This window comes from Christensenella sp. KGMB01412 (genome assembly GCF_055522415.1).
The window spans coordinates 255,096-268,002 of the sequence record NZ_JBVFVW010000001.1 but is presented as its reverse complement, the minus strand read 5'-3'; the positions used below and the strand labels follow the sequence as shown (position 1 = coordinate 268,002).

Annotated in this window: 15 protein-coding genes; 1 reads left to right on the top strand and 14 read right to left on the bottom strand. The window is 47.4% G+C overall.

The genetic code is table 11. The annotated features are described in order from the left end of the window. Positions 1–16: 16 nt before the first annotated feature. From ACS5WU_RS01310 to aroQ, 9 genes are all read right to left on the bottom strand, one after another. Entirely contained in the window at positions 17–1,255 is a 1,239-nt protein-coding gene (locus tag ACS5WU_RS01310; RefSeq protein WP_465088894.1) for an AfsR/SARP family transcriptional regulator, read from the bottom strand. A 20-nt stretch (positions 1,256–1,275) separates the two neighbouring features. Then, the gene (locus ACS5WU_RS01305) at positions 1,276–2,334 is read right to left on the bottom strand and encodes a type IV pilus twitching motility protein PilT (RefSeq protein WP_046442996.1); all 1,059 of its coding nucleotides are present in this window, start codon (positions 2,332–2,334) and stop codon (positions 1,276–1,278) included. Between the two features lie 15 nt (positions 2,335–2,349). Next, complete coding sequence (locus ACS5WU_RS01300; protein ID WP_052740363.1) at positions 2,350–2,820, bottom strand: hypothetical protein; 471 nt, start codon at positions 2,818–2,820, stop codon at positions 2,350–2,352. A 147-nt stretch (positions 2,821–2,967) separates the two neighbouring features. Further along, positions 2,968–3,390 carry a hypothetical protein gene (locus ACS5WU_RS01295; RefSeq protein ID WP_465088893.1) on the bottom strand — a complete coding sequence of 141 codons (423 nt, stop codon included), beginning with the start codon at positions 3,388–3,390 and terminating at the stop codon, positions 2,968–2,970. An 11-nt stretch (positions 3,391–3,401) separates the two neighbouring features. Continuing rightward, a complete protein-coding gene (locus ACS5WU_RS01290; RefSeq protein WP_052740368.1) occupies positions 3,402–3,893 on the bottom strand; it encodes a DUF4860 domain-containing protein in 492 nt (163 codons plus the stop codon). A 17-nt stretch (positions 3,894–3,910) separates the two neighbouring features. Continuing rightward, positions 3,911–4,243, bottom strand: a complete 333-nt coding sequence (locus ACS5WU_RS01285) for a hypothetical protein (RefSeq protein WP_046442997.1) — start codon at positions 4,241–4,243, stop codon at positions 3,911–3,913. A 13-nt stretch (positions 4,244–4,256) separates the two neighbouring features. After that, positions 4,257–5,300, bottom strand: coding sequence for a type II secretion system F family protein (locus ACS5WU_RS01280; protein ID WP_046442998.1), 1,044 nt, complete (start codon positions 5,298–5,300; stop codon positions 4,257–4,259). Between the two features lie 16 nt (positions 5,301–5,316). Next, positions 5,317–6,279, bottom strand: a complete 963-nt coding sequence (locus ACS5WU_RS01275; RefSeq protein ID WP_046442999.1) for a transglutaminase-like domain-containing protein — start codon at positions 6,277–6,279, stop codon at positions 5,317–5,319. A gap of 191 nt (positions 6,280–6,470) precedes the next feature. Then, the gene (gene aroQ, locus ACS5WU_RS01270; RefSeq protein ID WP_046443000.1) at positions 6,471–6,914 is read right to left on the bottom strand and encodes a type II 3-dehydroquinate dehydratase; all 444 of its coding nucleotides are present in this window, start codon (positions 6,912–6,914) and stop codon (positions 6,471–6,473) included. Positions 6,915–7,146: 232 nt separating this feature from the next. On the opposite strand from aroQ, the gene aroE reads away from it, so the two are divergent. After that, on the top strand, positions 7,147–7,962 hold the full coding sequence (gene aroE, locus ACS5WU_RS01265; RefSeq protein WP_302762188.1) for a shikimate dehydrogenase: 816 nt from the start codon (positions 7,147–7,149) through the stop codon (positions 7,960–7,962). On the opposite strand, the gene ACS5WU_RS01260 is transcribed toward aroE, so the two are convergent. From ACS5WU_RS01260 to aroB, 5 genes are read right to left on the bottom strand one after another with little or no spacing between them, the layout of a single operon-like run. Beyond that, the gene (locus ACS5WU_RS01260; protein ID WP_046443002.1) at positions 7,948–8,460 is read right to left on the bottom strand and encodes a shikimate kinase; all 513 of its coding nucleotides are present in this window, start codon (positions 8,458–8,460) and stop codon (positions 7,948–7,950) included. The two genes, aroE and ACS5WU_RS01260, sit on opposite strands and share 15 nt — an antisense overlap. Continuing rightward, a complete protein-coding gene (pheA, locus tag ACS5WU_RS01255; RefSeq protein WP_465088892.1) occupies positions 8,450–9,568 on the bottom strand; it encodes a prephenate dehydratase in 1,119 nt (372 codons plus the stop codon). The genes ACS5WU_RS01260 and pheA overlap by 11 nt, the downstream gene beginning before the upstream one ends. Beyond that, the gene (gene aroC / locus ACS5WU_RS01250) at positions 9,561–10,643 is read right to left on the bottom strand and encodes a chorismate synthase (protein WP_046443004.1); all 1,083 of its coding nucleotides are present in this window, start codon (positions 10,641–10,643) and stop codon (positions 9,561–9,563) included. Before aroC ends, pheA begins: the two co-directional genes overlap by 8 nt. Beyond that, positions 10,640–11,884, bottom strand: a complete 1,245-nt coding sequence (gene aroA / locus ACS5WU_RS01245) for a 3-phosphoshikimate 1-carboxyvinyltransferase (protein ID WP_465088891.1) — start codon at positions 11,882–11,884, stop codon at positions 10,640–10,642. The genes aroC and aroA overlap by 4 nt, the downstream gene beginning before the upstream one ends. Beyond that, positions 11,881–12,900: a 3-dehydroquinate synthase gene (gene aroB / locus ACS5WU_RS01240; RefSeq protein ID WP_465088890.1), complete on the bottom strand. Its 1,020-nt coding sequence runs from the start codon at positions 12,898–12,900 to the stop codon at positions 11,881–11,883. The genes aroA and aroB overlap by 4 nt, the downstream gene beginning before the upstream one ends. Between the last annotated feature and the right edge of the window lie 7 nt (positions 12,901–12,907).

The following is a 12,907-nucleotide window of genomic DNA, read 5'->3' as shown; positions in this document are numbered from 1 at the left end:
CGCATACAATATCCTGCTACCATTTGAGTTCCTCTCCAGGAATATGATTGCTCATCATAAAATCCATATCAGCTGCCGAAATGCTTTTGCATGCAAGCCGCATCTGGTTCATTTTCGGATGCTTATAAAAATTACGCCGCAGCCGTTCAGAAACAACGTCACAATTTTCCAGTTTTATTTCCATCAACATCAAAAGGAACTGGGAAGGGCTGTACCTTGTATACGCATCCCCTCTTCTGAGCGACGCTTTCACAGAATCATGGAAATGTTCTATGATCTTTTGCGTTCTATCGCCGCTTTCCGGCGGCGCCCCATCCAGTTCAGTAATGGTGCACAGCATCAAAAACACCGATTGCCCGCTGCGTTCCATGTGACGCACAACAAACCGGTAAATATTTGAAAAGACCTCTAAATTGCAAAAATATGCACCCTTCTCATATTCGTTCTCTCCTATTTTGCTGCGTACATCCGCAACCGAAATCGCTACCTCCTGCATTCCCCCGGTCATTTTCTGATAAAGTTTTTGCATCCGCTCAGACGGTCCTATTCCAAGATCGTTAAAAAGCATTGTAATCGTTGATTCGTAAACCTCCATTGCTTCTTTAACACGTTTGGTTTCGTAAAGGCAATAGATATACATCAGCGATAAATCTTCTTCATACGGATACAAAGACGCCGCCTTTTGCAACCGCGAAACGAGATTATCCTGCTTTCCTGTTTTTTCGGCAATTTCATACGCCGTCCGGAAACACTCGCTGTACATTTCCTGAAATTGTACGGAATGCCCCATCACCCAGGGTTCACCTGATGTCTTTGGCAAAAAGGCGCCTTTATATAAGTCTACAGCGTTCAGGCAAAGTTCAAACGTCTCTTCCTCTGTACCTTCTCCGGAACGTATCCGTTTAACAAGCGCCGTAAACTCCTCTTCGTCAATTATGCAGGATATGGTATCGCAAAATCCGTACGCTCCTTTTTTATACTGGATGAGTTCTCCGGATACTCCGGAAGATTCCAATAGCTTACGCAATCTGTATACGAGATTTTTAAGGGTTCCTACAGGGTTCTCACATTCTTCGTTGCCAATTATAACGCCAATCAGCTCGTCCTGCGAAACCATGCGCCCATGATTACACACCAAGTACTGCATAAGCTGCAATACCTTGCTGTTTCTGCTTTCCTTTGTAATAATTGGCTCGGCATCCAAAAACACCTGAAATCCGCCGAACATTTCAATATATAACGTTTTTCCGTCCAATGATGCGTTTGTCCTTTCCTTTACCTATGCAACTTCCTGCGCAACAAATCAGGTGAAACACTGTGCATCAGAGCTTCCTCTTCGGTAATCATTCCCTTTTCATACATTTTTTGCAGGCTTGTATCCATGCCCACCATTCCTTCGGCCGCTGATGAAAAAATAGCCGTATCGATCTGATGTGTTTTCGATTCGCGGATCATATTCCTGATTGCCGCATTACAAAGCATAATTTCGAAAACCGGACTAACGTTTCCTTCTACATTTGTCACAAGTTGCTGGGACACAACAGCCTGCAGCACCATCGAAAGCTGTACGCGAATCTGCCCCTGCTGGTTCGGCGGGAACGCGTCAATGATCCTGTCAATCGTATTTACGGCTCCCATCGTATGAAGTGTCGATATTACAAGATGCCCTGTCTCTGCCGCAGTCATTGCGATACTGATTGTCTCATAGTCGCGCATCTCCCCAAGAAGGATGACGTCCGGCGCCTGCCTTAGCGCGGCGCGCAATGCCACCGAATAGCTTTTTGTATCCGTGGAAATCTCTCTTTGGCTTATGATACTCTTTTTGTGGCGATGCAGGTATTCAATCGGATCCTCCAGAGTCACAACATGGCTATTGCGGTTTTCATTAATCACGTCAATAATGCACGCCAGCGTTGTTGATTTCCCGCTTCCGGCCGGCCCTGTCACAAGCACAAGTCCTTTTGGCTTTCTTCCAAGATCCAGAACCGTATCCGGTATCCCAAGCTGTCTGGCGTCCGGCAGGCTAAATGCGATCACACGTACCACAGCAGCGATTGAACTGCGCTGGCGGTATACGCTGACGCGGTAACGCGAAATCCCTGTCATGGAAAACGAAAAATCGTCGTCACCTTCTGTCAGCATCTTTTCCTGATTGCGCTGGCCAAGCTGATAGATTTCACGGATGATACGTTCTGTATCCTCCGGCATCAGCTTTTCATCGCCGTGCCTGTGTATCTGATTGCTGATTTTCAACGACAACGGTAAGCCTGCCACAATAAAAATATCGGAAGCCTGCCTTTCTGCCGCGATTCTTAAAATTTCTTCTGCATCCATCCTGAAGCCCTCCATTTACTGTAGTAAATTGAGTGTTTCCGTTCCATCATCGTCGCTTTCCACGAGTTGCGTTTCCCAGCAACGACGCGCCCATTCACCATTCAGCTTCCCTACTGCGTCCAAACCGAGCTCAATTTCCACGTATAAATTCTTGTGTTGATTTATCTGTATAGTATAACTCAAAATTGCGCTTTTGTCTTTGATCTCTTTTATTTCAATACCGTTTCCAGCAACTGCATCAATATCTCCGCCCGCTTCAACCGCCGACGTCAATACAGCAAGCTGCCGCTCCGCCTGTGCGTCTGCAGCGTAATATTCCTGCGCTGCTTCAGCCGTTTTCTTTGCGAGGCCATAATCGGCCTGTGCGGAAACAAGGGAAAGGGATGCAAGCGTCACCAGGCACAGCACCACAAAAATTGCCAATATAGAGGTCCCTCCGACTCCAATTCCAGTATTTAATGTATTTTGGCCCTGCTTTTTATCCATAATCAGTTTCCCTTTATTGCAGTTTTTCAAATATTACGCAAGCAGCATTTGTCAGGACTGCTAACCAACAGGCGATCCTCCTGCCCTTTCCGGCAAATCCCCCCGTACAACTTACATGATTCTATCTGCGCTATGCGGCACATTTAATTACTCGTTGAAACCCCCGTCAAATTGCGTCGTTGTAAGGCTGTAGATTATGTCGTCCTCCTTTTCAACGGTAATATTTGAAGTTAACTCCCTGTTTTCCTCAAGAAATACAATCTTCATTTCATACGTCGCATCCTGCTCAACCGAAACTTCATTCCATTCCTGATCGTAGTAAACACAAAGCCCATCCTGTGATGGTATGGCTCCGATCATAGCAAAAAGCTCGTCCGCATCCTTCCCGGTGCTCTTGATTGTTTCCGCGGCAGCCTGTGCCTGCAGTGTAGCCTGGGTTAAATCAGTGCTTTGCTGGCTCAAAAGCTTTGCCTTCACAAATAAATTCATGCAAACGGCGCCTGCAAATGCAAAGAACAGTAAAATGATGACCATTTCCAGTAAAAACAGCTTTGTTTTCGATGTCCGCATATTCCCCATGTTTATTTCATCCCTATTACAGCGCTCTTGGTGTGCAGCATCGTCTCAAACGTATTACCATCCAAATCAATCGCCCTGATTTTCAATAAACGATCATCCAGACGCTCCAGCTCAAACTCCGCAAGCTCAGTGATCATCTGCCCGTCTCCCAGGGAGACCTGCGTCCCCGCTGTGACCGCAACTTCATAAAGCGCTCCATCCGCGACATAAATCCACGTCTCATATTCCCTGCCCTGCGCATTCTCTGTCAATATAAGAGCAGTCTCCCCACTCAGCGTGCCAATTTCCACGCTGCTTGCCGAGTCATTTTGCCGTATCTTTTCCGTCAGGTAGGTAAGCGAGCTCCTGGCGTTATAATTCGCAGTCATATCCTTTGATATGCCTTTGTAAACGCTGGCGCCCATAACCACGATAAAAAGCGACAATATAGCAAATACACAAAACAAGCATAATACAAATACGATATCAACGATATGCTGTTTCTTTTGTTCCATACATTTCTCCAGGCAATTTATTTTGCTTCAAAGACAGAAATATCAGGCATCAGGTTTGTACCAAACACCTGGTAGTGATATACATATTTTTCCTTGTCCAGAATCAGTCCGTAATTATCAGCCAAATAAGCAATATCCCTTGGATACCTGCCTTCAATCGCGTAACACTGTACGGCTGCACGCCTTACAGCCTGTTCCATCGTTTTCAGTCTCTCGGACTGTGCCGATGCCGATACATTCTGTACGCCAAGCACCACAAAAAGCACAATCGCTATAAAAAAAGCAACTGGTATCAGAACTTTAACAACATGGGGCAACTGTTTCTTTTTTTTCACAAACGCTTTGTTCATAAAACGTTACTCCTTAGCCGATTGCAGACATAACGCCCATAAGCGGCAGCATAACGGAAAGCAGGATCATTCCCACAATCACAGAAAGGATTGCTACCAGCGTAGGTTCAAGCGCCGCTATGATGCCGGAAAGTTTCCTGTCGATTTCTTCCTCATAGTGCTGTGCAACTTTCTTCATCACGCCATCAAGAGTTCCTGTTTTAAATCCCACGGTGATCATCTTTCCATAAAGGCCGCCAAACATTCCGGTCTCAACAATCGCCTCCGCAAAGCCGATCCCGTTATTCATTTTTTCTTTGATCTGCTGTATCTTTTTACGCGCTGTATCACTTTCCATAAGTTCTGCGGCCATTGTAAGCGATTCGTCCACATCCATACCACTGCTGAGCATCAGTGCCATTGCGGAGGCAAACCTGCCGGAAGAAATTGTTGCGGACATTCTCCTGAAGAGGCGCTCGGAAATGGCAGAAAGGCCGCGCCTGCCCGCAGCTGTATTCCGCAGGATCAGGGCAATAATAATGATCGCCGCAATAATCCCTATAATAAGCCAGGCATATTCCTGCACCCCTGCTCCAAAATTCATGATCCCCTGCACAAAAGGAGATACCTCGCTCCCCAACTGCAGGAATACCTCCTGGAATACAGGAAGCACTTCAATAATAATGACAAGGATTACAGCAACCATAATCGCAATCATGACAACCGGATATGTGACCGAACTCCTGATGTTTCTTGAAACCGCTTCGTTCCGCTCATAGTAGGTGCAGAGGGATTCAAGCACCTCTTCAAGGCGGCCCGAGTTTTCACCAATCTCCACCATATTAACCATATATTTTGGAAATTCTTCTGAAAGCCCCAGCGCATACGCAAGCGAGCTGCCGCTTTCCACAGACTCCAGCAGTCCTTGCGTTATTTTTGCTTCCGCATCATTTTTTGCGTCCTCGCTCATCAGCATAAGGCCTTCCTGCAAAGATATTCCCGCCTTTATAATGTATGCAAGCTGCTCGCAAAATCCGGCGATTTCACTGTCTGAAAGCCTTTTCTGTTTTTTTGCCATTCTATTTTCCCCCAGATCAATAAATGTAAAGATCGTGATAGTTGCTGCCATCCCCTACAAATTCCTTGGCGCTGTCGCCCGCGGCCGCAAGCGTAGGATCCATTCGCGACCATTCTTTTCCGTCAAAATAGATGATATTGTCAATCCATCCCACGTCCTTGATATAAACGCTGATCCACGCATGATAAAGCTCCCCTGCATAGCCGATCACAAGCCGTGTCGGGATTCCCTGCGTACGGAGCATGGCAGTCATCAGCGCAGCATAATCAAAGCATATTCCCGTTTTTTCCTGAAGCGTTTCATCCACATTGGGAAGATATCCGCTTGAAATGGTTCCGTCCTCGATCTGCTTTGCTTTATCATAATCATAGGTAATATTCTGGATCACATAGTTGTAAATATTTGCCACTGCCTCAAGATCATCATTTGCAGTTGCAGCCAATTCAGCGCCCATCTTTACCGCAGCGCTTTCCGGCGTGAACTCTATATATTGGTTCGGATACAAAAACGGCAGGAATTCATCGCGCAGCGTCACTTCCACCTGACCGCTGAACGCCTGGCTGTATTCATCGTCTCCTCCGCCCTCTTTGTGCTCGTAAACAGTCAATTTATAAGTACCGTCACCCTGGTTCAGCGGGAAAACATCCTTTACCCCCTGTTCCAGATTATAGGTGTACGGATCTCCTCCGTCATGTGATATCTGCAATTTCACCTTGCTGATATCGCCCAGGTATTGCACATGGACATAACCTTCAGAAACATTTGAAATATCGATTGTCGCCATTTCGTTTCCAATTACAGATGTTCCCGGGGATTCAGGCACCAAAACCGCCGGCTCCGACCTTCCCGCACTGCTTACGCTATTAACTTGCGTATCCGAAGTGCTGCCGTTTCCACATCCGTTTAAAAAAACACAAAAAAACAGAACGAAACAAATCGTCAATGCCGTTATTCTGATTGGAGACCTGCCTTCTCTCATGTATCGTTTCTGCCTCTTATTATGTATATCATCCTAGTATATCCTTCTTAATCATACTTGTAAAGCTATGTATTCAAATAAATTTCCTTTCATAGCGCGGATTCATTAAACCCGACCAGTCAGGTTTAACGACAAAAAAAACCGGCTTGCGCAAGCAAAACCGGATTTGTTTCCTCCAAACACTTTTCACTCTATTGATCCTCAAATTTATCCTCCATCAACAACGCGAGCGCATCAACATATCCCTGCTCGCCACGGCCGCAAATCTGCGCGATGCAGACTTCTTTGATCACAGAAACATGCCTGAATTCCTCCCGCGCATGAATATCAGACAGATGTACCTCCACACATGGAATACTGATCGAAGAAATTGCGTCGCGCAACGCGTAGCTGTAATGCGTATACGCTCCCGCGTTCAGGATAATTCCGTCTTTTTTCCCAAATGCTTCGTGCAGCTTGTCTATCATTGCTCCTTCGTGGTTGGATTGGTAAAATTCCAACTCTACATCCCAGTCTTTTGCCTTCTCTGTAATAAAAGCATTGATATCTCCCAGCGTTTTTGTCCCATATACGCCCTTTTCCCTGATTCCCAGCATATTCAGGTTCGGGCCGTTCATTACCAGTATTTTTTTCATATCAGTTTCTCCATTATATTCTTAATTGCAGTTTCTCAAAGCGTTACGAAAAAGCATTTGCACGAAACCGCCATCCCCCCAAGGGCGCTCTCCCGTCCCCATATCAACTTCCCTTATACAGCATACATTTTTATACGCAGACCGTGATTTGTTACCATGCTGTAAGATATGATATACTAAGTTCTGGAATCCTTACGGCATTATTGTATCATAGACAAAAGGAGTTTTACATATGGTTACGCGGAAAAAATATTGCGTCATCGGATCGCCTATCAGCCACAGCCTGTCCCCGGCGATTCATAATACCCTTTATGAAATTTATGGCCTGGATTGTTTATATGACAAACGCCAGGTCACACCCACGACACTTTCTTCATTCCTGCAATCCCTTTCGCAGGAAAATATCAATGGCTTTAATATCACAATGCCGCTTAAACAGGAAATTATTCCGCATCTGTCCTTTCTTTCTCCCGAGGCGACGGACGGGGTAAATACCGTTGTCGTAAAAGATGACAAGCTATATGGTTATTCAACAGACGCGCAGGGTTTTCACGCTTCGCTGCAGCAAATCGGCGCAGATTACAAGGGCGCGGATATCGTCATGATCGGCGCGGGTGCGGTTACGAAGCTATTGTGTGATGATGCGGTGAAAAAAGGAGCTGAAAGCATCGTTCTTCTAAACCGGACAATCGAAAAGGCAAAAAAAATAGCGATGGAGTGTCACGCCGGCTTTGATTCCCTTTCTAATATCGAACATTATATGGACCGCTGCACTTTGCTGATTAACACCACGCCGCTTGGAATGTCCGGCACAACAGAAAATTTTCCCAATTTCAATTTTATCAGCCTGCTTCCGGAGAATGCCTGCGTATGCGACCTTATTTATTCTCCCCCGCTTACGGAACTTCTGTCCCATGCGGACGCACGCGGGCTTAAAACAATGAACGGCCTTGGAATGCTCATTTGGCAGGCGTTCTTTGCGTTTGAAAAATGGTTTGGTATCCTGCCGACAGAAAAAGATTACCAGACCGTACTAAATCGTCTCTAGCGCTCTTATGATTTTTTCCACAGCTTCTTCCATTCCTGCATTGTTGCTGATCTGCACATGGCTTGTCACTTCATAGCGTTCTTTGCGTTGCCCATATATCTTCTCAACGTTCTCTGCATCATTTTTCAGCAGCGGACGTTTTTTCGTATCCAAAGTCCCAATAATATTTTCCACGCTGCGCCGGATCAGGACAACTCGCCCCGTTCTTCTCATAATGTCCACGTTCTCGTCCTTCAGGACAATCCCGCCTCCGCACGAAACAACCAGAGCTTCCTTCCGCCTCGAAACTTCGGTCAATACCTCCGTTTCAATCCTACGGAAAAGCGCTTCGCCGCCTTCTTCAAAAATATCAGTAATCCGTTTTCCCTCACGCTGCTCAATCAGTGCATCCAGGTCAACAAATTTTCTTTCCAATTTTGATGCAAGCTTCCGGCCAATCGCGGATTTCCCACAGCCCATCATTCCCGTCAGGTAAATTTTCTCCATCTCAATATCCATTTTCGTAGATGCCCAGAAGCTTCATCTGTGAGCAATAGGCCTTAATTTCCTGTACCGCCGGTTCAATAAGGTCCGCAAGTCCTTCCCCGGCAAAGTCAACATAAAACCGATATTCAAAATTTCTATGCCGCAACGGCCGCGATTCTATTTTGACCATGTTGAGCGACTGCTTTGCAAATACGTCCAGCACATGGGCAAGCGCGCCGGGTTTATGCTCGAGCACAAAGCTCAGGCTCGCTTTATTCGCCTTGTTGTTTTTTGCATATTTATCTGAAATCACAATAAACCTGGTGGTGTTTTCTCCGCTTGAGTTGATCGCCCGCCTTAAAATCTCCAACCCATAAACTTCCGCGGCATATTCGCTTGCAATCGCAGCTTTTCGCACATCGCCGCTCTCCGCGACAAATTTTGCGCTGATTGCAGTATTATAATAGGGAATTTGCTTCCATTGCGGATAGCCGTCTAAAAAACCGGCGCATTGCAAAAGTCCCTGGTCGTGCGAATACACTTCCTCAATCTGCCCAATATCTGCTCCCGGTATCCCGAGCAGCTCATGCTCGATATGGATCAGCTGTTCTCCAACAATATAAACATCGTACTGGTTTAAGAGGTCATAAACCTCCTCTACGCTTCCCGCATAGGAATTTTCAATGGGGACTATACCATACTGAGCGTCACCCGTCTGTACCGCGTCAAAAACCCTTTCAAATGTGTCAAAGCTCAATGCCCCTTTGCTGCTTTCACCGAAGTATTCGTAACGCGCCATATCGGCGTATGCCCCCTGAACGCCCGCATAAGCAACCTTGACGGCCTGCGCCGCACCCGCTGGCTTTTTTTCCGCTTTCATCAGTTTCTGTTGGTGGGCCCTGCTGATACTCATCAAAAGCTCGTACACGCGGTCAATGTCGCGCTTTAGCTGCCGGTCGCTTAGCATTTGCTCCCTGCTTTTCAGCAAAGCCGCCTCCCTGGTCCTGTCGAGCACCGGAAGCCCCTTCTCAATTTTACAGCGTGCAACCTCTTCTGCAATTTTGATGCGTTTTTCAAACGCCCTTACGATTTCCTCATCCACTTCGTCTATCTGCCTGCGCAGATCATCCAATTCAGCCATGATGCTCCTCCAGCCATAAATCCGCCATTACGAACGCTGCCGCACTTTTCACAACCTCAACCGCGCGGGGCACAATACAGGAGTCGTGCCTTCCGTGAATTTGTAGCGTTTCCTCTTGCATCGTTTTGATATTTACGGTTCGTTGTTCTTTGAAAATTGAAGCAGTTGGCTTGATTGCAACACGAAAAACCACAGGCATCCCATTCGTGATCCCGCCGTTGATCCCGCCGTTGTTATTCTTTTCAAAGGTTATCTTCCCATTTTCGATCACCGGCGAATCGTTGGCTTCGCTGCCCTTCATCTCTGTGATCGAAAACCCTGCCCCAAACTCAATCCCCTTGACCGCAGGAATTGAAAACATCATGTGTGCGAGCCTGCTTTCCACACTGTCAAAGAACGGCTCTCCAAGCCCTGCCGGGAGACCGTATATGGCGCATTCAATCACGCCTCCCACAGAATCGCCTTCCTTTTGCGCCTGCGCGATGCGTACCTGCATTTTCCTCATGGCTTCGCCATTAATAACGGCAAGTCCCTTTTGCTCTGCCTGCAGAAGCGCTTCTTTGTCATATTCACTGCATACGCTGTCATCAATACCGGCAATACTGCTGATGTGCGCGCCAATCTCGATCCCCTGCTGATCGAGCAGCTGCCGCGCAATACTGCCCGCAAAGACAAGCGGCGCCGTCAGCCGGCCGGAAAAGTGGCCGCCGCCGCGGTAGTCGTTCGCACTGCGGTATTTTATGATGCCGGTATAATCCGCATGGCCCGGCCTCAATAACTGCGCTGTCCGTTCATAATCCTGCGAACGCGTATCCTGATTACGGATTAAAGCGCAAAGCGGCGTTCCTGTCGCCCTGCCGTTAAAATAGCCGCTCAAAAATTCTGCCTTGTCCGGCTCCCTGCGCTTGGTAGACGCGGCAGACGCATTTGGCGCACGCCGTTTCATTGCGCTTTCAATTCCTTGTTCATCGATCTGCATTCCCGCCGGAATACCGTCGATCACCACTCCAATTCCCGCGGAATGCGATTCACCGAAAATCGTCATCTTCAAATTTTTACCAAAGGTAGCGCTCAATTTACCGTTCCTCCCAAGCTGGAAAATTCCTCATAAAACAGCGGCGCGGATTTTGCAACCACTCCATGGTTATGGATAATGATATCCTCGCGCGCGATACAGGAGGCCACCGCAAGAGCCATTGCAATCCTGTGATCACCGTGGCTGTCCACTTCGCCTCCGTGCAGCATCCCTTTCCCGTTGATCACAAGGCTGTCCTCATATTCTATGATGTCAGCGCCCAGCTTCTCAAGCTCGCTTGCCATGGCGTTGAGCCTGTCGCTTTCCTTCAGCCGCAGCCTCCCTGCATTATAAATCTTCATCTTTCCCTTAACGGCGCAGCCCAAAACCGCCAAAACCGGAACAAGGTCCGGAATTTGCCCAACATCCACTTCAATCGGTTTCAATTCCGCTTTTTTCACCACAATAGAATCTTCGCCATATTCAACCTCCGCGCCCATACATTTCAGCACGCCAAGTATCTCTTTATCACCCTGTCTTGAATCCTGACGAAGCCCTTTCAGCTCCACCTCTCCCGATAACGCCGCGGCAGCGGCAAAAAAGGCGGCGTGTGAATAATCCCCTTCAATTTCCATAATGCGCGGCGAATATCCCTGCCGTCCGAAAACATCGATAATATTCCCACGCCACGCGCTGTGTACGCCAAACAGCTCCTGCACTTCGCGCGTCAGCTCGATATAAGGCTTCGATTCAATTTCCGTCGTCAGGTGAATACCTGAATCATCCATGAGGAGCGGAAGAGCATATAATAACCCGCTTATAAATTGGGAAGATATGTTCCCCGGCAAAGCGTACTCCCCGCTTTGCAGTTCTCCCTGAAACGTGAGGGAATCTTTTGCAAGCTTTATACTGACCTGATTGCGGATAAACATTTTATCATATCCGCCCATTGGCCGCTGAAACAAACGTCCCTGACCGATAAACGTCCTTTTTTTTCCATCGAGGGCAAGCGGAATCAGGAATCGGAGCGTGGAACCGGATTCTCCGCAGTCGATCACTTCTTTGCTTTCCTCGTGCAGGCCTCCATATACAGTGCATACTCCATCGTCAAAGTCATAACGGCACAGTCCCATATCCCGCAGCGCATTTGCTGTTGCTGCAACATCCTCCGAAAACGCAATATTTTCCAGAATCGAAGTGCCCTTTGCAAGCGCGGCACAAATCAGCGCCCGGTGAGACATACTCTTCGAGGGTATGATCCGAATGCTGCCGTCTATGGCTGATGGTGAAATAATTTTCATAAATACAATTCCTTTATCTTTTTTTGTATTACCTCTACTTCTAATGATTTTATAACAGCATGACCGATGCGGTCAATCAATATAAACGCAATTTTTCTTCCTTCCGCCTTTTTATCGGCCAGCAGAATCCCAAGCGCTTCCATCAGGAGCTTATTGTCCACACAGAACGGAAGGCCGTACTGTTCCAGCAACTGCCTCGTATCTTCTGCCAATCCTGACGGCGATATTCCAAGCGCTTCCCCAAGTTGCGCGGCAATCTCCATTCCGATTGCGACAGCTTCACCATGCAAAAACGTTCCATATCCTGCAACCGTCTCTATCGCGTGGCCGATGGTATGACCGTAATTAAGCTGCATCCGCGCTCCGGTATCATAAGGATCACGCGCCACATAATCAGCTTTGATTTCACAGCAGCGGGCAATGATTTCTTCAATCGGCATATCTCCCCGCTTAAGCCTTTGATGCAGGTCATGATCAAAAATATACGCATATTTGATCACTTCTGCCATCCCCGCAGCAAACTGACGCTGATCAAGCGTTTCAAGCGTGCCCGTATCGGCAAGGACAACATCAGGCTGATAGAAAGCGCCCACCATATTTTTCCCGGCAGGCAGGTTTACAGCTACCTTGCCTCCTACGGAACTGTCTACCTGTGCAAGCAGGGTTGTCGGGAACTGGACAAAAGCGACGCCGCGCTTAAAGGTAGCCGCGGCAAAGCCTGTAATATCTCCCACCACGCCTCCACCGAGTGCCGCCAGCGCGCCCTTGCGGTCAATTCCATATTCCATCAGCTTACCATAAATCATTTCCAGATTCGACATGCTCTTCGCCGTCTCCCCTTCCGGCAGGACAATCCATTTTGCATCCGGAAAATGCTGATGGTATATGGGATATACCTTATCGTCCGTTACAATCGCATAGTCCGTATATTGTTTCAGGCAATCCTCTGATAGCAGGCCTTTTCCGATCAGAATATCATAAGCTCCGTTCTGTGCGCTGACAAATACCTTTTTCATGTTATCC